The organism is Roseateles sp. L2-2 (assembly GCF_050613215.1).
In the GTDB taxonomy this organism is placed as follows: domain Bacteria; phylum Pseudomonadota; class Gammaproteobacteria; order Burkholderiales; family Burkholderiaceae_C; genus Roseateles; species Roseateles noduli.
In genome coordinates this window covers 3,449,304-3,469,418 of the sequence record NZ_CP192509.1, presented here as the reverse complement: position 1 = coordinate 3,469,418, position 20,115 = coordinate 3,449,304, and the positions used below count along the sequence as shown (strand labels likewise).

19 protein-coding genes are annotated in these 20,115 nt (G+C 69.4%); 5 read left to right on the top strand and 14 right to left on the bottom strand.

Annotated features, from left to right (window positions below):
- Positions 1 to 65: 65 nt before the first annotated feature.
- Entirely contained in the window at positions 66 to 914 is an 849-nt protein-coding gene (locus ACQZ13_RS15535; protein WP_431045908.1) for a hypothetical protein, read from the top strand.
- Here ACQZ13_RS15535 and paoC read toward each other — a convergent pair.
- The 11 genes from paoC to ACQZ13_RS15480 form a co-directional block, all read right to left on the bottom strand.
- On the bottom strand, positions 856 to 3,078 hold the full coding sequence (gene paoC, locus ACQZ13_RS15530) for an aldehyde oxidoreductase molybdenum-binding subunit PaoC (RefSeq protein ID WP_431045906.1): 2,223 nt from the start codon (positions 3,076 to 3,078) through the stop codon (positions 856 to 858). The genes ACQZ13_RS15535 and paoC overlap by 59 nt on opposite strands.
- Positions 3,075 to 4,076: an FAD binding domain-containing protein gene (locus ACQZ13_RS15525; protein ID WP_431045904.1), complete on the bottom strand. Its 1,002-nt coding sequence runs from the start codon at positions 4,074 to 4,076 to the stop codon at positions 3,075 to 3,077. Before ACQZ13_RS15525 ends, paoC begins: the two co-directional genes overlap by 4 nt.
- Positions 4,073 to 4,846: an aldehyde dehydrogenase iron-sulfur subunit PaoA gene (gene paoA, locus ACQZ13_RS15520; RefSeq protein ID WP_431045902.1), complete on the bottom strand. Its 774-nt coding sequence runs from the start codon at positions 4,844 to 4,846 to the stop codon at positions 4,073 to 4,075. Before paoA ends, ACQZ13_RS15525 begins: the two co-directional genes overlap by 4 nt.
- Before the next feature lie 146 nt (positions 4,847 to 4,992).
- Positions 4,993 to 5,886, bottom strand: coding sequence for a transglutaminase-like domain-containing protein (locus ACQZ13_RS15515; protein ID WP_431045900.1), 894 nt, complete (start codon positions 5,884 to 5,886; stop codon positions 4,993 to 4,995).
- Entirely contained in the window at positions 5,883 to 6,965 is a 1,083-nt protein-coding gene (locus ACQZ13_RS15510) for a zinc-binding metallopeptidase family protein (RefSeq protein ID WP_431045898.1), read from the bottom strand. The genes ACQZ13_RS15515 and ACQZ13_RS15510 overlap by 4 nt, the downstream gene beginning before the upstream one ends.
- Before the next feature lie 43 nt (positions 6,966 to 7,008).
- Positions 7,009 to 9,309, bottom strand: a complete 2,301-nt coding sequence (locus ACQZ13_RS15505; protein ID WP_431045896.1) for an ATP-dependent DNA helicase — start codon at positions 9,307 to 9,309, stop codon at positions 7,009 to 7,011.
- 41 nt (positions 9,310 to 9,350) lie between these two features.
- Positions 9,351 to 10,634 carry a serine/threonine-protein kinase gene (locus tag ACQZ13_RS15500; protein WP_431045894.1) on the bottom strand — a complete coding sequence of 428 codons (1,284 nt, stop codon included), beginning with the start codon at positions 10,632 to 10,634 and terminating at the stop codon, positions 9,351 to 9,353.
- The gene (locus ACQZ13_RS15495; RefSeq protein ID WP_431045892.1) at positions 10,631 to 11,599 is read right to left on the bottom strand and encodes a c-type heme family protein; all 969 of its coding nucleotides are present in this window, start codon (positions 11,597 to 11,599) and stop codon (positions 10,631 to 10,633) included. The genes ACQZ13_RS15500 and ACQZ13_RS15495 overlap by 4 nt, the downstream gene beginning before the upstream one ends.
- Before the next feature lie 76 nt (positions 11,600 to 11,675).
- Positions 11,676 to 12,461 carry an anti-sigma factor gene (locus tag ACQZ13_RS15490; protein ID WP_431045890.1) on the bottom strand — a complete coding sequence of 262 codons (786 nt, stop codon included), beginning with the start codon at positions 12,459 to 12,461 and terminating at the stop codon, positions 11,676 to 11,678.
- Positions 12,458 to 13,057, bottom strand: a complete 600-nt coding sequence (locus ACQZ13_RS15485) for a sigma-70 family RNA polymerase sigma factor (RefSeq protein ID WP_431045888.1) — start codon at positions 13,055 to 13,057, stop codon at positions 12,458 to 12,460. Before ACQZ13_RS15485 ends, ACQZ13_RS15490 begins: the two co-directional genes overlap by 4 nt.
- A 147-nt stretch (positions 13,058 to 13,204) precedes the next feature.
- A complete protein-coding gene (locus ACQZ13_RS15480; RefSeq protein WP_431045886.1) occupies positions 13,205 to 14,068 on the bottom strand; it encodes an NmrA family NAD(P)-binding protein in 864 nt (287 codons plus the stop codon).
- A gap of 175 nt (positions 14,069 to 14,243) precedes the next feature.
- On the opposite strand from ACQZ13_RS15480, the gene ACQZ13_RS15475 reads away from it, so the two are divergent.
- The 3 genes from ACQZ13_RS15475 (at position 14,244) to ACQZ13_RS15465 (ending at position 15,443) form a co-directional block, all read left to right on the top strand.
- Positions 14,244 to 14,804 carry a TetR/AcrR family transcriptional regulator gene (locus tag ACQZ13_RS15475; RefSeq protein WP_431045884.1) on the top strand — a complete coding sequence of 187 codons (561 nt, stop codon included), beginning with the start codon at positions 14,244 to 14,246 and terminating at the stop codon, positions 14,802 to 14,804.
- A 19-nt stretch (positions 14,805 to 14,823) separates the two neighbouring features.
- A complete protein-coding gene (locus ACQZ13_RS15470; RefSeq protein WP_431045882.1) occupies positions 14,824 to 15,114 on the top strand; it encodes a hypothetical protein in 291 nt (96 codons plus the stop codon).
- A gap of 65 nt (positions 15,115 to 15,179) precedes the next feature.
- Positions 15,180 to 15,443, top strand: a complete 264-nt coding sequence (locus tag ACQZ13_RS15465) for a hypothetical protein (protein ID WP_431045880.1) — start codon at positions 15,180 to 15,182, stop codon at positions 15,441 to 15,443.
- 55 nt (positions 15,444 to 15,498) lie between these two features.
- On the opposite strand, the gene ACQZ13_RS15460 is transcribed toward ACQZ13_RS15465, so the two are convergent.
- A complete protein-coding gene (locus tag ACQZ13_RS15460; RefSeq protein ID WP_431045878.1) occupies positions 15,499 to 15,795 on the bottom strand; it encodes a hypothetical protein in 297 nt (98 codons plus the stop codon).
- A 146-nt stretch (positions 15,796 to 15,941) separates the two neighbouring features.
- A complete protein-coding gene (locus tag ACQZ13_RS15455) occupies positions 15,942 to 16,709 on the bottom strand; it encodes an SDR family NAD(P)-dependent oxidoreductase (protein ID WP_431045876.1) in 768 nt (255 codons plus the stop codon).
- Positions 16,710 to 16,806: 97 nt separating this feature from the next.
- Between ACQZ13_RS15455 and ACQZ13_RS15450 the strand changes: the two genes are divergently transcribed.
- Complete coding sequence (locus tag ACQZ13_RS15450; RefSeq protein ID WP_431045874.1) at positions 16,807 to 17,706, top strand: LysR family transcriptional regulator; 900 nt, start codon at positions 16,807 to 16,809, stop codon at positions 17,704 to 17,706.
- A gap of 68 nt (positions 17,707 to 17,774) precedes the next feature.
- Here the strand turns inward: ACQZ13_RS15450 and ACQZ13_RS15445 are convergent, their stop codons facing one another.
- Entirely contained in the window at positions 17,775 to 19,940 is a 2,166-nt protein-coding gene (locus tag ACQZ13_RS15445; protein WP_431045872.1) for an RICIN domain-containing protein, read from the bottom strand.
- Between the last annotated feature and the right edge of the window lie 175 nt (positions 19,941 to 20,115).

Genomic DNA, 20,115 nt, shown 5'->3' with positions numbered 1-20,115 from the left:
GGCGTCGCATGAGGAACCGGGAGGGCATGCCGGGCACTGAAACGCTTTCTCCGAGGACGCTGCAGATGTTCGTATTCACGCCCAACGACACCGTTTACTCCCTTGTGCCGCGCACTCAGGCGCTCACCACCGTCGCAAGCTTGCCGTCGCCCATGGAAGCGCAGGGGCAGCCTTCGGCCTGGCCGAGGCGGTGGGACGACCTGCGGCGCTTGCTCGACGCCCCGGGCGTGCGGGGCGGAGACACGATGCGATTGAGCCGGATCAGCGCGCTGGGCGGTCTCCTCACGGCGGCGCTGGAGGGAGACGACGGACGCCAGGTCGCTCAGGACCTGGCGGACCTGCCGGAAGATCAGCGGTCGGGCTGGATCGCTGCGCTGGTGCTGGCGGGCTATCAGGAGCCTGGTGGTACGCGGGAAGCGCTCGAGGGAAGTCCTGCCGTGCAGGCGTGTCGATCGGCGCAGTCTCTGGCCACGGCCGTGAACGGCCTGCTGCGGGACCTGCTCGGCGACCGCGCCTTCCAACGGCTGCGCGAGGGGCCGCACCGGTCGACGCTGTGCACCTACGTCATGCTGGAAGCCCTGGGGCCGGGGCGTCCCTTGGTACCCAGGGCGTCTATCGCGGCTGTGACATGGACGCCGCCGTCTGGGCTGGAATCGAGTCTGTCGGCGGCGGCGCGGTCGGCGCAGACCCTGCGACGCGCCATGCAGGCGGCGCGCGCCGCATGGGAACATACCGTTCAAAATGTGCCGGAGCCGCAATACCAGTCGCCGTACATGCCGACGACGTCCGACTTCCGCAGCATCGGGGTCGCAGTGCGCGGAGATATCGCGGGACTGAGGGAGCCGGTGCCCTCGGTCATGCGACCTTCGGCAGATCCTTCAGCAGCTTGTCGAGCGTCACCGGATAGTCCCTGACGCGCACGCCGGTGGCGTTGTAGATCGCGTTCGCGACCGCCGCGGCGACGCCGCAGATGCCCAGTTCCCCGACGCCCTTGGCCTTCATCGGCGAGGACAGCGGATCGGTCTCGTCGAGGAACACGACCTCCTGGTGCGGGATGTCGGCGTGCGCCGGCACCTCGTAACCCGCGAGGTCGTGGTTGACGAAGAAGCCGCGCCGCTCGTCGACGTGCAGCGCTTCCATCAGCGCCGCGCCCACCCCCATCGTCATCGCGCCGATGACCTGGCTGCGGGCCGCCTTCGGGTTGAGGATGCGTCCCGCCGCGCACACGGCCAGCATGCGACGCACGCGGACCTCGCCGGTGAACGCGTCGACCGCGACCTCGACGAAGTGGCCGCCGAAGGTGGACTGCTGGTACTTCTTGTCGAGGTCGCCGAACTCGATCCTGTCCTCGGCCACGAGGCCTTCGGTGCCGGCGACTTCGCCCAGCGGGATGCTGCGTCCGCCGCCGCGGATCTGGCCGTCGGCGAAGACGGCTTCCTTGGCGTCGATGCCGGCCTTCTTCGCGATCACCTCGCGCAAGGCGACGCAGGCCGCGTAGACGCCCGACGCCGAGCTGTTGGCGCCCCATTGACCGCCCGAGCCCGCCGACACCGGCAGCGCCGAATCGCCCAGGCGCACGACGACCTGCTCCAGCCCGACGCCCATCATCTCCGCCGCGGTCTGCGCGAGGATGGTGTAGGTGCCGGTGCCGATATCGGTCATGTCGGTCTCGACGGTGACGATGCCGCGCCGGTCCAGGCGCACGCGGGCCGCGGACTTCATGACGATGTTGTTGCGGAAGGCCGCCGCAACGCCCAGGCCGATCAGCCAGCGTCCGCCGGGGCCTTCGCGCCGCTGGCCGGGTGCGGCACGCTTGCTCCACCCGAAGCGCTCCGCACCGGTGCGCAGGCATTCCGTCAGACGCCGCTGCGAGTACGGCCGCTCCGGCTTCTCCGGATCGACCTGCGTGTCGTTGACGATGCGGAACTGGATCGGATCCATGCCGACCTTCTCGGCGATCTCGTCCATCGCGATCTCCAGCGCCATCAGTCCGGGCGCCTCGCCGGGCGCGCGCATCGCGTTGCCTTCGGGCAGGTTCAGCACCGCGAGCTTCATCGCGGTCATGCGGTTCGCGCCCGCGTACAGCAGCCGCGTCTGCGCGACCGCCGTCTCCGGTCCGCCGCCGGGCAGGTCGCCCGACCAGCTCTCATGCCCGATCGCGGTGATCTTCCCGTCGCGTCCCGCGGCGATGCGCAGGCGCTGGATGGTCGCGGGCCGGTGCGTCGTGTTGTTCATCATCAGCGGCCGCTGCAGCGCGACCTTCACCGGCCGGCCGCTGGCCTTCGCGCCCAGCGCGGCCATCAGCACGTCCGCGCGCAGGAACAACTTGCCGCCGAATCCGCCGCCGATGAAGGGCGAGATCAGGCGCACCTTGTCGCGCGCCAGTCCCAGCGTCTTCGCCAGGTCGCCGCGGCCCCAGTCGATCATCTGGTTGGCGGTCCAGACGGTGAGCTTGTCGCCTTCCCAGACCGCCAGCGTCGCGTGCGGCTCCATCATCGCGTGCGACTGGTCCGGCGTCGTGTAGGTCTGGTCGATCTTCACCGCGGCCTGCGCGAAGGCGCCGTCGAAGTCGCCGACCTTCGTCTCGGGCGGCGTGCCGCCGGGACCGTCCGCTTCCTTGGGCGGCTTGGCCTGGTCCTTGGCCTTCGCCAGGCTGAAGGCGCCGTCCTCGCGCGCGTACTCGACGCGGATCAGCGCCGCGCCCGCGCGTGCCTGCTCGAAGCTCTCGGCGACGACCACGGCGATGGCCTGGTGGTAGTGGTCGATCTCGGGGCCGCCCAGCAGCCTGGCCGTGTTCATCTTGCCCTGGCCGAGCTTGCCGGCGTTGTAGGCCGTGACGATGGCGAGCACGCCCGGCGCGGCCTCCGCGGCCTGGACGTCGAGTGTCGAGATCCGACCCTTGGCGATGCCGGCGCCGACGACGACGCCGTAGGCGACGTTCTTCGCGACGTCATGGCGCTCGTACGCATAGGGCGCGGTGCCGGTGGTCTTGCGCGGTCCGTCGATGCGGTCGGTCGGCTTGCCGACGATGCGCAGCTGATCGATCGGGTTGGTGGTGGCGGGGGTGTCGAACTTCATGCGGGCCTCCCGGCGGCCTTGGCTTGCGCGAGCACCGCGGCGAGCGTGCGCTCCACCAGCGGCAACTTGAAGGCGTTCTCGGCGGTCGGCGTCGCGCCCGCGAGCAGCGTGTGCGCCGCCGCGGCGGCGCCGCGTCGCAGGTCGCGCTCGGCGGCTTCGGAACGCCACGGTTTCGGTGCGATGCCGCCGACCGCGAATCGTCCGCCGCCGTCGCGCTGGACGATCGCGCCCACCGAGACCAGCGCGAACGCGTACGACGCCCGGTCGCGGACCTTGTGATAGAGGTGCGTGCCGACGACGGGCTTGGGCAGGGTCACCGCGGTGATCAGCTCGCCGGCCTCGAGCGTGGTCTCGAGGTGCGGCGTGTTGCCGGGCAGCCGGTGCAGGTCCGCGATCGGGATGCGCCGCGCCTGGCCGTCGGGGCGCAGGGTCTCGACGGTCGCGTCCAGCACCCGCATGGCCACGGCCATGTCGCTGGGGTGCGAGGCGATGCAGGCCTGGCTGACCCCGATCACCGCGAGCGGCCGGCTCATGCCGCCGATCGCCGAGCAGCCGCTGCCCGGCTGGCGCTTGTTGCAGGGCTGGTCGGTGTCGTAGAAGTAAGGGCAGCGGGTGCGCTGCAGCAGGTTGCCGGCGGTGGTCGCGCGATTGCGCAGCTGGCCCGAGGCGCCGGCGAGCAGCGCCCGCGACAGCACGCCGTAGTCGCGCCGTACGCGGGCGTCGGCGGCCAGGTCGGTGTTGCGCACCAGCGCGCCGATGCGCAGGCCGCCGTCGCCGGTCGCCTCGATGCGGTCCAGGCCGAGGCCGCCGGGCCCGCCGGGCACGTTGGCGCCGGCCAGGCTGTTCAGATCGATGAGGTGCGTGGGCGTCTCGACCTGCAGCTTCATCAGGTCCAGCAGGTTGGTACCGCCGGCGATGAAACGCGCGCCGGGTTGCTTCGCGGCGGCGGCCACGGCGGCGGCGGGCGAGGCCGCGCGTTCGAAGGTGAAGGGCTTCATGCGGACCTCCGGTCGCCGGCGCCCGGCACGGGGACGCCGGCCACCTCGGCCATGGCGTCGATGATGTTGGAGTAGGCCCCGCATCGACAGAGGTTGCCGCTCATGCGCTCGCGCAGTTCGTCGATGGACAGCAGCGGACGGACGTTGAGATCGGGCGTGACGTGGCTGGGCATGCCGGCCTTGATCTCGTCGAGCACGGCGACGGCCGAGCAGATCTGTCCCGGGGTGCAGTAGCCGCACTGGTAGCCGTCATGGCGCACGAAGGCGCTCTGCATCGCATGCATCTTCTCGGGGGTGCCCAGGCCTTCGATGGTCACGACCTTCGCTCCTTCGTGCATCACCGCCAGCGTCAGGCAGGCGTTGACGCGTCGGCCGTCGAGGTGGATGGTGCAGGCGCCGCACTGGCCGTGGTCGCAGCCCTTCTTGGTGCCGGTGAGCTGCAGGTGCTCGCGCAGCAGGTCCAGCAGCGAGGTGCGGTTGTCGACGACCAGGGTGTGCGGCTGGCCATTGACGCTGAGCGTCACGCGGGAAGTGGCCACGAGGTTCTCCTGAGGCTGGGGGCCGGCGACGGCCCTGGGCGAGGTCGCCTGCGCGGCGGCGTCCAGCGGCGTGCCGGCGGCCACCGCGGCGGATGCGCCCGCGCCGGCGATCAGCAGGCCGCGGCGCGAGATCGCGCAGGACTCAGCGTCGCATGCGGGGCTGTCGGGTGGGGACAGGGGAAACAAGGACGGCGCGAGGTCCGCGTCCGATCGATCCGTGTCGAGATCCATGCTGGGGACTCCTGGCTGGCCGGGATCGGCAAGCTGTCGAGTCGGCAATCGTCGTGCCACGCCACGCGGGTCTCACTCATCCGCTCTTTGGAGGGGGCTGGGGTGAGCGCAGCGGTGAGGGCCGGCGGCCGTGGCGGTGCGGACGTTCAGGCCGCGATCGGCGCGAGATGACACCCCGCCGAGTCCCCGTCCGTGGACAGGGCGTTCCCGACATCGACGGGCAGCTGAAGCCCTGGCCCGCCGCAGGCCGTCGCGCGCACCAGCGGCGCGAACGGCGCCTGCACCTGCCCGAACAGCGTCGCGAACGGCACGTCCGCCGCGTCGCGCCCCGTGCCGATGCGCACGAACCCCATCGGGATGCCGGTGCCCGACGCATCGAAGGTGTACCAGCGCCGGCCGAGGTAGACCTCGACATAGGCATGGAAGTCGGGCGCCTTGGTCGGATCGGCGCCGTAGTCGGTGCCGGTCACATAGCGAGCCGGCATCGACAACGCCCGGCAGAGCGCGATCATCACGTGCGCCTGGTCGCGGCAGACGCCGACGCGATCGGTCAGGGTATCCAGCGCGGAGGTCTGCGTGGTCGAGCCATAGGGCGAATAGGCGATGTGCCGCTGCACCCAGCGCGCGATCGCGGCGGCGCGGGCGTATCCCGGCGACAGGTGGCCGAACTCGGCGTCGGCCCAGGAGACGAGCCGGTCGGATTCGCAGTAGCGGCTGGGCGCGAGGTAGCACAGGTACTCGCTGGGCAGCTCGTCGACGGGCGTTTCCTCGATCGCCGCCGGATCGTCGATGCGGTGGTCGATCGTGACGCTCGCGCTGTAGGTCAGGTGGAAGTTCCCCTGCGGCGCGCGCACGCGCAGCAGCCGGTTGCGGCTGCCGGCCAGCGTGTCCGAGCGCCACGGCACCTCCGGCGTCACGACGACCTGTTCCTGCAGCACGCGCTGCGCGGCCGTGTGCGCCGGCTGGATGTTGAACACGAAGTCGCCGAAGGGCGAGTCGATGCGGTAGTCCAGTTCGAAGTGGAGATCGAGGCGAATCATGGGGTCCTGCCGTTCTCGACGACGCAATGAATGAAGTGCAGCTTGGGAACGACCCGGCGCTGCAGCACGAAGGGATAGAAGTCGGGCTGGCCCATGGCGCGGGACATCTCGTTCATCACGCTGGTGATGGCGAGCCAGTCGCGCAGCAGGCGCAGGAAGTCGGGACCGGTGGCGTGACCGGACGACCAGAGGTCGTCGAGCCCGTAAGGCAGTGGCCGCGCCTCGTCGACGGTGCTGAGCAGATTGAAGCTGCCGGCGGTGTCGATGGTGTCGCGCAGGTGCAGGTAGTGCGCCCAGGTTTCGGCCCAGTCCTCCCAGGGATGGGCGCTGGCGTACGAGGTGATGAAGCGCTGCGACCAGTCCGGCGGCGGACCGGCGGCGTGGTGGCGCCGGAGTGCGCCGGCGTAGTCGAGGCGCTCGTCGCCGAACAGCGCGCGGAAGGGCTCGTGCCAGGTCGTGCCGGCGACCAGCCGGTCCCAGTAGTAATGACCGATCTCATGGCGGAAATGCCCGAGCAGCGTCCGGTAGGACTCGCCCATGCGCTGGCGGGCGGCCTCGCGCTTGGCGTCGTCGGCTTCCTCGATGTTGATGGTGATCACGCCCCAGGCGTGTCCCGTCATCACGCGCGGCTGGCCGGGCAGCGTGCGCAGGAAGTCGAAGGCGAGGCCGCGGTCGCCGGCTTCGGATTTCGGCGCGACCGGCAGCTGCAGCCCGAGCAACTGCGAGACCAGGCGCCGCTTGGCGCGCTCGAGCCGGCCCCAGAGTTCCGCGTTGATGGGGTCCGATAGATCGGGAATGGTGCGGTTGAGCGCACAGGCGACGCACAGCGGACCGCGACATCGGTCATCCACCGGGAGCAGCCAGTTGCAGCCGGCGGCGGTGTGGAAGTTCGCGCACCGGGTGAAGAGGCCGTCCACGCCGTCGATGCGCCAGGTCGCGGTGGCGGGGCCCGGCAGCAAGGCGTGCAGCGTCAGGTCGTCCGGCAGGAAGCCGAGGGGCGCCGCGCAGGCCAGGCAGGCGCTGTTGCGGAAGTAGAGCCGGTGGCCGCAGGTGCAGCGGTAGACGCGAGGGGAAGTCATGGTCAAGGCTCCCATGGCAAGCATGGGGCCTGACCGGGGCCTGCTAGTGAGGGGGTTGTGCCCACCACGACGGCAGCAGCCGCTGCACCTCCGCGCGGGCGAAGCGGTCGTCGATGAGGTGGACGACGCCGCGGTCCTCGGTGGTGCGGATGACCCGACCCGCCGCCTGCACGACTTTCTGCAAGCCCGGGTAGAGGTAGGTGTAGTCGTAGCCCGCGCCGAAGAGCTTCTCCATGCGTGCGCGGATCTGCTCGTTGACGGCGTTGACCTGCGGCAGCCCGAGTGTCGACAGGAAGGCGCCGATGAGGCGCCGTCCCGGCAGGTCCACCCCCTCCGCGAACGCACCGCCCAGCACGGCAAAGCCGACGCCTCGACCCTCCACGGTGAAGCGGTCGAGGAACTGCCGCTGCTCGACTTCGCTCATGCGGCGCGACTGACGCCACTGCGGCACGTCGGGATGCCGCTCGGCGAGCAGCGCCGCCACCTGCTCGAGGTAGTCGTAGCTGCTGAGGAAGGCCAGGTAGTTCCCCGGCGCGCGTCCGTACTGCGCGGCGATCAGGTCGGCGATCGGCTGCAGCGACGCGCGCCGATGCTGGTAGCGCGTCGAGATGTGCGAGGCGACATGCACCTGCAGCTGGCTGGCGTCGAAGGGCGAGGGCACCTCGACGCTCGCGTGGTTCTCCGGCAGTCCCAGCAGATCGGCGTGGAAGGCCTGCGGCTGCAGCGTCGCGGAGAACAGCGTGCTCGTCTGCGCCGCCGCCAGCCGTGGGCGCAGGAAGGGCGCCGGCACGATGTTGCGGATGCAGATGACGGACGGTCCCGGCTTGACGTGGGATCCCTCCGGTTTCTGCACATCCACCAGCGAATGCGGCCCGAAGGACTCCACCGCGCGCGCCACGTGCATCGCCTCGAAGTGGAAATCGAGCAGCGCGTCGTCGGCATCGTCCGGATGCGTGGCGAGGTGTTCGGCGATCACGCCGATGCCGTGCTGGAGCGCGCTCAGCAGCGATTCGGGGAAGGCCTCATACGCCACATAGGGCTCGGCCTGCGCCTTGTCGATCGCCCGCCAGCTCCGGCGCACCTTGTCCAGGGCCTTGCGCACGAGCGGCGAGCTCGACGCGCCCGACGAGTGCCGCGCCTGGAAGAGCCGCTCCGGCGACAGCGTCGCGCTGAACATCTTGCGGCCGCGTTCGACGAGGTTGTGCGCCTCGTCGACCAGCAGGCCGATGCGCCACTGGTTCACCTGCGTCAGCCCGTGCAGCAGCGCGCCGTGGTCGAAGTAGTAGTTGTAATCGCCGACCACCACGTCGGCCCAGCGGGCCAGTTCCTGGCTGAGGTAATACGGGCAGACGTCGTGAGCCAGCGCGGCTTCGCGCACGACATCGCGGGTCCATGAGTGGCCCCGCAACGCCGCCGACCGCGCGGCCGGCAGACGGTCGTAGAAGCCTTTCGCTAGCGGACAGGACTCGCCGTTGCAGGCCTTGTCCGGATGCTCGCAGGCCTTGTCGCGGGCGACGAGTTCCAGCACGCGCAGCGGCGCTGCGGGCGCCAGCCGCTCGATCGCATCCAGCGCGGTCTGTCGTCCCGAGGTCTTCGCCGCGAGGAAGAAGACCTTGTCCAGACGCTGTCCGGGTGCGGCCTTGAGCAACGGGAAGATCGTGCCCATCGTCTTGCCGATGCCGGTGGGCGCCTGCGCGAGCAGGCAGCGGCCCGATGCCGCCGCGCGGTAGACCGCCTCGGCGAGCGGCCGCTGTCCGACGCGGAAATCTCCGAACGTAAAGCTCAGCGCCTGCAGCGCCGCATCGCGCCGCTCGCGGTGATCGAGCTCCAGCGCGGCCCAGGCGAGGAACCGCTCGCACAGCGATTCGAAATGCGCTCTCAGTTCCGCCGCCGAGCAGTGCTCGGTCAGGATCGTTTCCTCCTGGCTGCCGAGCTCCAGGTAGACCAGCGCGACCTCGATGTCGGACAGGTCCTCGGCCTGGCACTGCAGCCACGCGTAGACCTTGGCCTGCGCCCAATGCAGCCACGCGTAGACCTTGGCCTGCGCCCAATGCAGCCGCCGGTGCGTGGGCCGCTGCCGATCGAGGCTGCCGCGGAAGGTCTTGATCTCCTCGAGGCGCCGCCGCCCCGGATCGAAGCCGTCGGCGCGACCGCGCACGCGCAGGTCGCCGTATTCACCGCTCAGCGTCACTTCCCGCCGGTAGTCCGGACCGCGGCGCTCGTAGACGAGCGTGTGGCCGGCGATGCCTTCCTGCGCCGTCGGCGCGGGCGTGAAGCGCAGATCCAGGTCGCCCTGCTTGGCGGTGAATTCGCAGAGCTCGCGGACGGCGACGGTGTAGGGCACGACGAGGGTCAGGTGTGATGACTGATGTTATATACAGTATCTCAGACTCCGGCCGCCTTGTTGGCCGCGGCGACCAGCGCGTCGGTCGCGGCGAGGAACTGTTCCCGCTCCGGCTCATCGGCGAGATGGCGCGCCAGGGCGCGGGACAGGGTGCCGATGTCGCCGTCGCCGTGGCGCGCCAGATCGCGCGACACGAGGTGCCTGGCCAGCGGCCCGATGTGGGACGCGAGCGCGCGTTCGATCTGCGAGATCAGGGTGGCGTCGAGTCCGCCCGCCGTCCGCGTTCCAGCGCGACTGCCCGCGACGCCGCCCGTGCCCGTGCCTGTGCCGCTGTTGCCTGTCGCGGCCGTTCCCGCCCCTGTTCCCGATCCCGATCCCTCCCGGACCGGCAGCGTCGGCGCAAACGCGCCATCGTCAGGGACCTCGCGCGCGACGGACGCCAGCGCCGCGCGCAAGGCCGCCGCATCGGGAAAGCGATCCTCCGGGTCGCGAGCCATCGCGCGGCGCACGACGGCATCGAGCGTTTGCGGCAACTCGCCCGGTCGCAAGGACGTCGGCATCGGCGGCTGCTGATGCAGCGTCTGGTACATCACCGCTTCGGGCGCGCCGCTGAAGGGCATGCGTCCGGTCGTCAGCCGGTACAGCAGCACGCCGCACGCGAAGAGGTCGGCGCGATGGTCGATGGCACCGCCGAGGATCTGCTCCGGCGCCATGTAGCCCGGCGTGCCGATCTGCGACGCGGCCTGGGTGAGGTGGTGGTCGGCGATCCGCGCGATGCCGAAGTCCGTCAGCTTCACGCGGCCGTCGCGCGTGATGAGCAGGTTGCCGGGCTTGATGTCGCGGTGCCAGACGCCCTGCGCATGCGCGCTGGCGAGCGCGTCCAGAAACTGGTCAAGGACGCCGAGCGACCAAGCCAGCGGCGGCGTCGGCATCTCACGCTTGAGGATCTGGTCCAGCCCGCGGCCGTCGACCAGCTCCATGACGAGGAAGGCGTACCCCTTCATGCCGTCCGCGCTCGTCACTTCGCCGAAGTCGTGGATGGTCACCACGCCCGGGTGGGCGATGCGCCCGACCGCGCGCGCCTCGTTGCGGAAGCGCGCGGAGGTGGAGTCTTCGCGGGCCGCCTCCTCGGCGTCCTCCACGTCTTCCCTCGGGCGACGGATGAGCTTGATGGCCACCTCGCGCTGGATGTGCGGATCGAAGGCGCGATACACGACGCCCATGGCGCCCTCGCCGAGCTTGCCCCGCACGAGGTACTTGCCGATGTGCGGGGCGGGGCGCGCGATCCTGCCGCCGGAGCCGGAGCCGGAGCCGGAGCCCGTCATGTCCCGCTCTCCAGCATCGCCATGGCCTGGTCCAGGCTGCGGCGCATGCGTCCGAACGACGCGGCCAGCACGCCGATCTCGTCGCCCGGGCGGACCTCGAAGGCCGGGGCATCCTCGCCCAGCGAGACCCGGTCGGCGATGCGCGCCAGACCGGTCACCGGCCGGATCACCAGCGACCACAGCATCAGGTTGAGCGCGGCGCCCATGACCAGGAAGGTCGCCGTCAACGCGCCCATCACCAGCCAGAAGGTCTGCGAGGCCTGCTTCAGCGGCAGCGTCATGGGCACGGTCACGACCTCGGCGCCCAGCGTCTCGTCCAGGCGCCAGCCGAAGCCGTTGGACGGGCCGTAGCGCGCGACCAGCGTGGCAGGCGCCGTCTGCGGCGACGCATGGCAGCCCAGGCAGGCCGCGTTGGTGATCCGGATGGGGCGCGCGATGTAGAGCGCTTCGCCGCCGGGCGTCTCGCGACGGCCGACGAACTCCGTCAACGCGGGCCGGCGCGCGAACTGCGAGATCACGTCCTCCTCCCAGCTCACCGCCCGGTTGCGCGGGTTGGTGGGATTGAGCATGGCCGCCTTGTAGCCGTAGTCCTCATAAGCCTTGGAGAGCGTGGCCAGCACCTCGTGGGCCGAGAAGGCCGGCACCGCCTCGGGCACGAAGCGCTCGCGCAGGTGGTCTTCCAGGAGCGGGCGGATGTGGTCGGCCGTGTAGGTGCTGACGGCCCCGGCGCTGCGCATCAGCAGCCGGGCGCGGTCCGTCACCTGTTCCTGGGCGCTGGCCTGCAGCCAGTGGCGCGCCAGCACCGCGGTGCCGGCCAGGCCGACGAGGAACACCGCCAGGAAGATCGCGTTGAACTTCACCAGCAGGCTCATCGATCGCAGGCGGTGGCGGAACCGGGCGGCGGGCGTCGCGCCCGGGACGGGACGGGTGCCGGACCGTCCGGCGGCAGTGGGAATGCGGCTCATGGATCCATCTACGGAGGCGGCCGTCACCCGGATGCGGGCGACGGCGGAATTTCTTTCCCGGTGCAGGATCAGCCGATCACCAGACCTTCACGCAGTCGCCTTCCCAGACGAAGGGGGTGAGGGGCGCGGTCGGCGTGGTGGCCGCGGGTTCGATGGTGACCGCGAGGCGGCGCACCGACTTGAACAGCCGTTCCGACGTGTCGGCCAGCGTGGCCTGCGTCGTGCCCTTGGCGGGCAGCGCCGCGGCCAGCAGGATGGGCGCGCCGTGGTCGGGCAGGGCCCACAGGCGGGCGACCTGGCCGGCAGGCAGGTCCAGCGGCTGCAGCAGGCGCACCGTCATCAGCGTGCCGTGGCGGCGGGAGCTGGCCACCAACGTCGGCTGCCCCTTGGCGTCGTGCAGCAGGCCGACATAGCTGGCGGGCGTGGCCTGGTCGGCCTGGACGTTCTCCATCCAGGTCGGCGAGCTGCGCAGCACCGCCACGCAGCCGAGCGCGCCCGCGAGGGCGCCGGCGACGGCCCAGCCGGACACGGCGACCGCGCCGCGCGCACCGCCGGGCACGAGCCGATGCCACCAGCGGGATCCTTCGCCACGCGAGGCGCCCGCGCGACCTGGCGCGGTCTGTCCGACCTCATCCGGGAACAGCCGGCGCTGGATGCCGGGCCAGTTGCCCAGCGGCGGCGCGACCGGCGGCGTGACCGCTTCCAGGGACGACAGACGTTGCTGCCAGATCTGCGCGGACAGCCGCACGGCGGCCGAGTCGCGCATCAGCGTCTCAAAGCGGCGGCGGGCGCCGCCCGCCAGCGTGCCCAGCGCATAGGCGCGGGCGAGGGCGTCCAGCCGTTCGGGGCGGAGATAGTTCATGCGCGCACCCCCACGCTGTCCAGGCAGGACTTGAGCTGATCGAGTCCGCGCCGGACCCAGCTCTTCACCGTGCCCAACGGGGCGCTCAGCATCTCGGCGATCTCGGTATGGACCAGGCCGCGATAGTAGGCGAGGGCCAGGGCTTGCCTCTGGGCGGGCGCCAGGGCGAGCATGCAGGCGTCGATGCGCATCTTCACGAGGCTTTCATCGAAGAGGGCGTGCGGATCGCCGCTCGCGTCCGCGGCGACGTCCATCGCCTCGTCGCCGAGCTCGACGGTGCTGTCGCGTTCGTTGCGGCCGGCGCGCAGGGCGTCGATGGCGCGATTGCGGACGACATTGATCATCCAGGTCATCGGCGTGGCGGCGTCGGGCTGGTAGCTCGCGGCCTTCTGCCAGATGCTCACGTAGGCCTCCTGGAGCACCTCGTCGGCGCGCCCCTCGTCGCGCAGCACGCGCAGCGAGATCGAGAACAGGTGGGCGGAGGTGGCGCGGTACAGACGTTCGAAGGCGGCCCGGTCGCGCAGGGCGACGCGGGCCATCAGCGGGCGCAAGGGATCGGAGGGCTCGGGCGGGGAGGCTTCAGCGCTGGCGTTCATCGGAGGCATTGTTGGTCAACGCCGAGGCGTCGACCGGCCATTCTCCGCGCACGCGTGCGGCGTACAAGGCGGTTGCCCGTCGATGGTGCGCGAACGACGCGACGTGCTTACCCTTTGGGGGTATTGCCGTTCCGACCCATCCGCCGATCACACGAAGTGCGCGCGGTTCATGTCGACGAACTGTTCGACCGTCGTGAGCGGACGTCCCAGGATCTCGAGCCCGATGTTGTCCTGGCCGCGCAGCAGGCCCTCGCGCTGGTCTTCGCGGATCGCCTGGAAGTGGTGACCGAGGACGGGGTGTCCCGCCGCGCCCAGCAGCGCCAGGAAGTCGTCGACGGCCACCTGCTCGAAGGGGAGGGCCTTGCCGAGCGCGCGGCCCGTCACCTCCGCCAGTTCGATCTGGCTGTATTCGACGGGGCCGTGCAGGTGATAGGTCTGTCCGGCATGGAGTCGCGGGTCATGCAGGATGCCGGCGACGATGCCTCCGATGTCCACGCCGGCGATCGGCGCGTGGCGGCTGTCCGCGTCGAAGTGCGTCACATAGCGTCCCTGACGGATCAGGTGCGCCGTGTAGAGCAGCCACTCGGTGAAGAACGTGATCCGCAGAGTCGTCACCGCCAGGCCCGACCACTGGAAGACCTGTTCCGAGAGCCAGTGGTTGAGCGTCTGCTGGCTGCGCGCGTGGGGGCGGGACTGCTTGTGGGACATGTTGACGACGTGGGCGACGCCGGCTTCGCGGGCCGCCTGCGCGAAGACCGCGGTGGCCTCGACGAGGCCGTCGGACAGCGCGTAGCAGAAGTAGGCGCCGTCCATGCCGACCAGGGCCGGGCGCATCTCCTTGAGCCGGAGCATGTCCGCGACGACGACCTCCGCGCCGAGATCGCGCAGCGCTTGTGCGCGCTCATCGTCGCGATGCACGACGGCGCGCACGTGGTGACCCTTCTCCAGCAACGATCGGACCGCGGGGGCGCCCGTCGCGCCGGCCGCGGCCGTCACGAGAAATTTCTTCATCTCAAACTCCAGGTGGATGGAAAACATGCACGGCTCCGCCAGCATTCAAGCATGATGCTCATCATGTTAGAGTGCGGACCTGTGTCCTGGCCCGAAGCCATGCAATGTTTGAAGCATGACAGTCATCATGCTTGACGTCAACCGCGCGTGGACGGCGCGACGAAAGGAAGACGACATGCGATATCCCGCTGAAGAAACTGCCGAGAAGCACCAGCGCATCCTCGACCAGGCGGCCTTGCTGCTGAAGGAGCGGGGACTGTCGAAGGTGTCGGTGAGCGAGGTGATGAAGGCGGCGGGGCTCACGCACGGCGCGTTCTACAACCACTTCGACTCGAAGGAGGACCTGATCGCCAAGACGGTGGCGCATGCGTCCGCGACGGCGCGCCAGGAGATGGCGGACGCGGCGGCGTCGCCTCAGGGCTTGATGGCGTACCTGGAGCACTACCTCAGCGCGGAGCATCGGGATGCGCCCGCCCTGGGCTGCATCATGCCGGCGCTGGGTGCCGAGGTCAGCCGCGAGAGCGCGGCACAGCCCGCCTTCACGGCGCACGTTCAGGCGATGGTGAAGCAGCTGTCGGCGCCGTCGGGCAAGATGAAGTCGAAAGCGGATCGGTCGCGCGCGGAGGCGCTCCGGCTGCTGTCGATGATGGCGGGCGCGGTCGTCCTGTCCCGCGCGGTCGGGGACCCGGCGCTCGCCGATGAGATCCTGGACGCGGCCAGGAAAGGGCTCAAGTGAGGCGCAGGACGGAAACTCCATGCGCGAACGCATCCGCATTCACCGAAGCGGGACCTTCAGGACGACGACGTGCCTCGTTGAGATCAAGGGAAGTGCGATGACCACCGTGCCGTTCAAATGCGAGAAGACTGGCGCCGCGTTTTTGCCTCACGAGGGCGGGCATTGCGGCTTGTGCCGTCGCCTTCTGTTGACGCGATTCCTCCACACGCAGGTGTTTCCGCGGCAAGCCGCTCCGATCTGCTCGGACTGCGTCGCCGACTTGCAGGCGATCGCCAAGGGCAACAATTGGCCGCGCCCGTGGATACCTTGATCGGGCGTTCTGCGGCGATTCGATCGGTCGTCAGCAAGGCCTGGCACCTCACCTGAGACTTTTGCATGCCACCGCTTCACCGATATCGACGCGCGCTGCTGCTCTTTCTCGTGTTGGGGCAGCCGATCATCCTGCTCGTGCTGTACGTGCACGAGGGGTTCGTGATCCTGGCGCTCGCGCACCTGTTTTTCTGGAGCTGGCGGGCGAAGTCGGTACGCTGCGACCGCTGCGACACCCCGCTCGCGCCGCCGGTGGGCGCGAGCGCGGCTGCGCTCATCCACAGCTTGCAGGACAAGACCTGCAGGCATTGCGGAGCAACGCTGGACTGAAGACGGCGGGTCTGCCGCGCCGACCGGATCGAACGGCCGCGGCAGACCCTGCCGCTTACTTCATCGCCTTCTTGTCGGCCTCGGCCTTCTCCTTCATGGCCTTGGCATCCGCCTCGGCCTTTTCATGAGTCGCCTTGGCGTCCTTTTCGCATTGCTTCTCGGCATCGCCCTTCATGGCGTTGCAGGCCTTCTTGGCCGCCTTGTAATCGGCATCGGCCTGCTTCTTCAGGGCCTTGGCCTGGTCCACGGTGCCCGAGCTCGGGCTGGAGGCCGCTTGCGCCATGGCCGAGCCGGTGGCGACGCCCAGGGAAAGAACGGTGGCCGTTGCGGCGATGAGCAGGGAACGCTTCATGAGGATCTCCTTGTCTTTGAACAAAGTGGACGGCGACCGAGGTCGCCGGCTTGCGAGCCACCTGTTCTGGCAAGAAGCGATCCTTGTGAAGATCGTGCGAGGAAAACGCCTTGCAGACGCTCACCTCCACAGCATGAATCCGCCCTTCAGAGCTTGTACCCGCCCGTCGCCTCGATGACCTGCCCGGTGATCCATCCGCCCTGATCCGACGCCAGGAAGGCGACGACCTGCGCGATGTCGGCGGGCTCTCCGAAACGCCCCAGTGCGGTATCGGCCTCGATGGACTTCACCATCTCAGCGTTCTCGTGAACCGCGGTGTTCATGTCGGTCCGCGTCCAGCCGGGCGCCACGGCATTCACCGTGATGCCGCGCGGCCCCAGCTCCATCGCCAGCGCATGCGTCAGGTTGTTGATGCCGGCCTTGGCCATCGAATAGATCGGCACGACGGGCATCGGACGCGTGGCGAGCGCGGAGGAAATGTTGATGACCCGCCCGCCGTCCGCCAGGCGGTCCAGCGCGGACTGGATCATGAAGAACGGCGCGCGGGCATGGACGGCGAACAAGGTGTCCCAGCCGTCCGGCGTCGCGTCCGGCAAACCACCCCAACCGGCATTGCCCGCGTTGTTGACGAGTATGTCCAGACGCTTGGCGCCGTGCCTCGCGAGCAGTTCGCCATCGAGTTTCTCGAACAGCGCCGGGATGGCGCCGGCATCGACCAGGTCGGCCTGGAGCGCGAAGGCCTGGCCCCCGGCAGCCTCGATGGCGGCGATGGTTTCATCCGCGCCAGCACGGCTGGCGTTGTAGGTGAGGGCGACCGTGGCGCCTTCCCGGGCGAGACCTTGGGCGATGGCGCGTCCGATACCGCGCGATCCTCCGGTGACCAGGGCCGTTTTTCCAATCAGCGACTGCGACATTGAATATTTCCTTTGAGGGACTCAATCTGAGCGAGAAGCCAATGTAGATAAGGCACCGGAATATATAAATGGCGCCAAAAACCTTAGACTGTTGTCCATGGAGACATCAATCGATCTCGCGGACATGCGGGCCTACGCGGCGGTGGTGACGGACGGTTCCTTCACCGCGGCGGCGGAGCGGCTGGGCATCGACAAGGCGCGGATGAGCCGCATCGTGCGGCGTGTCGAAGAGAAGCTCGGGGCGCAGCTGCTCGTGCGCTCGACACGCCATGTCCACGTGACCGAGGTCGGGCGCGACTACTTCGAACGGGTCGTCGCCATCCTGGCCGCGGTCGATGCCGCCGGCGCCGCCGTGGCCCGCCAGTCCGGCGAGCCCAAGGGGCTGCTCAAGATCACCGCGGGCGCCGAGTTCGGCAACCTGCTCGTCGACGAATGGACGGCGGAGTTCCTCCGGCAGGCGCCGAAGGTGCGCGTGGAAGCGGAGTACACCAACCGCCTCGTGGACATCGTCCATGAAGGGATCGACGTGGCGATCCGGGTCGGCGCGCTGCAGGATTCGGGACTCTCGGCGCGGCGCCTGGGCGAGGTGACCTACGGGTTGTATGCGTCGCCGGATTACCTGACGAGCCGGCCGGCCTTGTCCGGGCTCGGCGATCTGAAGGCGCACGACCTGGTCATGCATGCGCCGCGCGGGCGTCCGGGCTGGACACTCGTGAACGGCGCGGCGACGGAGCGCGTCGCCCAGTCGCCACGCTGCGCGGTCGACAACTCGATCGCGGCGAGGAACCTGGCGCTCGCGGGACTCGGCATCGCGCTGCTGCCGCGATTCCTGGCAGGGTCCGCCGTGGCCCAGGGCGCGTTGCGCGCCGTGCTGCCCGGATGGACGCGCAGCCCCGCACCCGTGCATGCGGTGTTCGCCTCGAGCCGCTACATGGATCCGAAGGTGCGCGGTTTCGTGGACCTCTGCGTGAGCAGGTTCGAGCAGGTCGGCGCCTAGCAGTCCATCCGACCCGTCGAACAAGGGGTGAGCCGGACCCGGGCGGTCCGACCCGTTTCAGTCCGCCTTCAAGGCGCCTGGAACTTCCACCGCGCGTTGTCCCCGGCGCAGTCCCACTGCTGGATGCCCGCGCCGTCCAGTCCCGACACGTTGGTCACGTCCAGGCACTTGTTGCTGTGCGAGGCGCGCAGGTAGAAGAAGCCGTTGCCCTGGTCCTCGATCCGGAACAGCTGATTCGCGCCGCCGGTGCAGCTCCATTGCTGGACCGCCGCGCCGTTGGCGGTGCTGACGCCGGTGATGTCCACGCACTTGTTGCTGGACGTCGAGCGGAACTGCCACAGGCCGTTGCCCGCGCTTTGCGCGACCCACTTCTGATTCGCGCCGCCGCCGTAGGCCCATTGCTGGAGCAGGCCGCCGTCCTGCGTCGAGCGCTCGCGCACGTCCAGCGCCTTGCCGCTGTGCTTGGCGACCAGGACATAGGTCTGGCCGGACACCGGCGCCGTCGCACCCGGCGGGTTGGTGGGCGGGGTCGTCGGGGGATTGGTCGGCGGCGTCGGCGTGTTGGTGCCGGTCGAGTCCTCGAACTGCAGCCAGTCGAGGTTGGCGACGCCCGTGCCGCCCTTGGCCACCAGGTAGACGTTGTGCACGCCGGTGCTGCGCTGGACCGGCGTCGTCACTTCCTGGAAGCTGGTCCAGCCGCCGGTGCTCGGCACGGTGACCGTGCCGACCGTCGCGCCGGTCGGGCTGTCCAGGCGGACCTCGATCTGCTTGCCGGCGCTGGACGCGTCCACCGCCAGACGCAGCTTCAGGCGGTCGACGCCGCTGCCGAAGTCCACGTCGATGTAGCGCAGCCAGTCGCCCGCATCGAAGCTGCCGATGCCGGTGCTGTCGAAGCTCACGCCGTTCTGGGAATAGAACATCTCGGCCTCGAGCCGCGTGGTCGCGCGCCAGGTGCCTTCGAAGGGCAGGTTGCGCACCAGGCTGTTCTTGCCCGTCAGCGCGGCCTTGAACACGCTGTTGAGCATGGTGTTGGGGGCCATGTTCTTCTCGACGTCCCAGCTGCGCCACTTCGACTCGATGGTGGCGTAGCTGTCGGTGGCGACGTTGGGCGTGTTGGCGCCGGCGTTGGTGCTGTTGTAGAGCGCCCAGTTGCCGATGTTGGTGCCCTTGTAGGTCCAGCTCGTCCAGTGCCAGCCGGCCTCGTTGTAGCGGCGCAGGCCGTACTCCCAGCTGCTCTGCAGGTTGAAGTACATGAACTCGCCGACGTAGTGCGGCACGTTGTATGAGGCGTACTGCTTCTCCTGGTTGATCTTGGCCTCGGTGAAATTCACCTGCGACTGGTAGTTCGAGTCGTTGCCCCAGTTGTAGTAGTGGAACTCGTAGATGACGTTGGTCCAGCCGTAGTCGGACGGACGCGTGATGGCGGTCCAGTCCCAGATGCCTTCCATGATCACGATGTGATTCGGATCGACGGCGCGGATCTCCTTGTAGATCCGGTCGTACATGTCGAGCACCGGCCGCGTCGCGGGCGCCGGGTAGTTGAGCGAGGGCTCGTTGAGCACGTCGTAGCCGGCGACGGTGGGCTCGTTGCGGAAGCGCGTGGCGAGCTCGCGCCAGAAGGTCAGCGTCTGATTCTGGTACGTCGTGTTGTTCCACAGCTGGCCCGAGCCGCCGATGCGGCCGCTGTGGTCGGCGCCGTTCTGCGAGCCCGGCGCGCCGTGCAGGTCGAGGATGACGTACATGCGGTACTTCTTGGCCATCGCGACCACCCACTCGATGCGGCGGAAGTCGATCTTGCCGGCGGCGTCGCGCTTCCACGAGCCGTCCTCGTTCATGTGGTTGAGGTAGTAGATGGGCAGGCGCAGGGCGCTCATGCCGAGGTCGGAGAGGATCTTGAAGTCCTTCTCCTGCAGGTAGCTGTCCTGGTAGGCGTTGATCAGCGCGTCGCGGCCGGCGTCGCCGAAGCGCTGGCTCAGCGTCTTGCGCATGGTGTAGTCGTCGCCGGCGCCGGCCAGCGGCGACATCCAGCCTTCGTGCACCTGCCAGCCGCCGAGGTTGACCCCGCGCAGATAGATCGGATCGCCGGTGCCGTTCTGGTTCCTCACGGTGCGTCCGTCGACCTTCAGGAAGCTGCTGTGGGCGAGGGCGGTGCCAGTCGTTGCCAGGGCGGCTGCCGCGACCACGGCGGCGCCGGCGAGGGTGGGCAGGAGAGCGAAGCGCTGCGGGAGTTTCATGGGCGTCGAGGGTGAGGTGAAGGGACGGGCCGACCGTCTGGATCGGTGCCCGTGGGCGATGTGCGATTCTTCGCCTTCACATCCTCAAAACGGTGCACGCGAAAGCTACAGCGGCTACAGCGCTGCTCTCTTTGTGATGAGCTGAAACCGTTTTCACTCTGAAGAGGTAGAGCGG

Bases quoted from the DNA above. Each gene is read 5' to 3' on its own strand.
- ACQZ13_RS15460 (WP_431045878.1), bottom strand. From the start codon at position 15,795: ATGAAGCGTTCCCTGCTCATCGCCGCAACGGCCACCGTTCTTTCCCTG.
- ACQZ13_RS15455 (WP_431045876.1), bottom strand. From the start codon at position 16,709: ATGTCGCAGTCGCTGATTGGAAAAACGGCCCTGGTCACCGGAGGATCG.
- ACQZ13_RS15495 (WP_431045892.1), bottom strand. From the start codon at position 11,599: ATGAGCCGCATTCCCACTGCCGCCGGACGGTCCGGCACCCGTCCCGTC.
- ACQZ13_RS15525 (WP_431045904.1), bottom strand. From the start codon at position 4,076: ATGAAGCCCTTCACCTTCGAACGCGCGGCCTCGCCCGCCGCCGCCGTG.
- paoA (WP_431045902.1), bottom strand. From the start codon at position 4,846: ATGGATCTCGACACGGATCGATCGGACGCGGACCTCGCGCCGTCCTTG.
- ACQZ13_RS15480 (WP_431045886.1), bottom strand. From the start codon at position 14,068: ATGAAGAAATTTCTCGTGACGGCCGCGGCCGGCGCGACGGGCGCCCCC.
- ACQZ13_RS15445 (WP_431045872.1), bottom strand. From the start codon at position 19,940: ATGAAACTCCCGCAGCGCTTCGCTCTCCTGCCCACCCTCGCCGGCGCC.
- ACQZ13_RS15500 (WP_431045894.1), bottom strand. From the start codon at position 10,634: ATGACGGGCTCCGGCTCCGGCTCCGGCTCCGGCGGCAGGATCGCGCGC.
- ACQZ13_RS15485 (WP_431045888.1), bottom strand. From the start codon at position 13,057: ATGAACGCCAGCGCTGAAGCCTCCCCGCCCGAGCCCTCCGATCCCTTG.
- ACQZ13_RS15475 (WP_431045884.1), top strand. From the start codon at position 14,244: ATGCGATATCCCGCTGAAGAAACTGCCGAGAAGCACCAGCGCATCCTC.
- ACQZ13_RS15515 (WP_431045900.1), bottom strand. From the start codon at position 5,886: ATGATTCGCCTCGATCTCCACTTCGAACTGGACTACCGCATCGACTCG.
- ACQZ13_RS15450 (WP_431045874.1), top strand. From the start codon at position 16,807: ATGGAGACATCAATCGATCTCGCGGACATGCGGGCCTACGCGGCGGTG.
- ACQZ13_RS15535 (WP_431045908.1), top strand. From the start codon at position 66: ATGTTCGTATTCACGCCCAACGACACCGTTTACTCCCTTGTGCCGCGC.
- ACQZ13_RS15465 (WP_431045880.1), top strand. From the start codon at position 15,180: ATGCCACCGCTTCACCGATATCGACGCGCGCTGCTGCTCTTTCTCGTG.
- ACQZ13_RS15490 (WP_431045890.1), bottom strand. From the start codon at position 12,461: ATGAACTATCTCCGCCCCGAACGGCTGGACGCCCTCGCCCGCGCCTAT.
- paoC (WP_431045906.1), bottom strand. From the start codon at position 3,078: ATGAAGTTCGACACCCCCGCCACCACCAACCCGATCGATCAGCTGCGC.
- ACQZ13_RS15470 (WP_431045882.1), top strand. From the start codon at position 14,824: ATGCGCGAACGCATCCGCATTCACCGAAGCGGGACCTTCAGGACGACG.
- ACQZ13_RS15510 (WP_431045898.1), bottom strand. From the start codon at position 6,965: ATGACTTCCCCTCGCGTCTACCGCTGCACCTGCGGCCACCGGCTCTAC.